The sequence below is a fragment of the Priestia sp. P5_B4 genome (genome assembly GCF_056400385.1).
Genome location: NZ_JBFULJ010001419.1, coordinates 1 through 629, shown reverse-complemented (window position 1 = coordinate 629; position 629 = coordinate 1). Strand labels below are relative to the sequence as shown.

Here is a 629-nt window from a genome sequence, read left to right as displayed (position 1 = left end):
TTTACGCTTCACGCCTAAATACGCAATTCCAACAAATGCCGCAAAGATGACAACTCCAATCGTGGAAGTTGAACGTGCGCCTGTTAAATCAAGGAACGGGTTAGCAGGTAATAATTCTACTACTTGCTGCGGGATTGTTTTTGCTTCTAAACTAGATAAATTATTTTCTAAGTCCTCTCCGCGCTGAAGTTCCACTTCCCCTTTTGTAATTTGGACAGATTCTAAATTAAAGCTCGTTGTTGTAAAAATACCAATTGCAGCTGCTATCGCTGTTGTGACAAGCAAAATCCCAATAATTAAACTACTAATCTTTCCAATATTGCTCGTCAATTTTAAGCGAGTGAATGCCGCTACAATCGATACAAATACAAGCGGCATAACAATCATTTGCAGAAACTTAACATATCCGCTTCCTACAATGCTAAACCAATCGGCGGTCGTCATCGTTACTTCATGAGTCGGACCATACACCCACTGAAGAGCAAAGCCAAAAATAATCCCTAGTCCAAGCGCTGTAAACACACGCTTTGAAAATGATACATGCTTTTTCTGCATCATAAACAGCCCCGCAAGCAATGCGAGCATAATGAGGATGTTTATGATGACTAATAAGTTATTCATAGATGTTC

General features: G+C 39.7%; 1 protein-coding gene. It reads right to left on the bottom strand.

Annotated features, from left to right (window positions below; genetic code table 11):
• A partial coding sequence (locus tag AC1DRF_RS31335) for a cation:dicarboxylate symporter family transporter (protein ID WP_477742744.1) occupies nt 1–621 on the bottom strand: 621 nt, incomplete at its 3' end.
• Nucleotides 622–629: the final 8 nt, after the last annotated feature.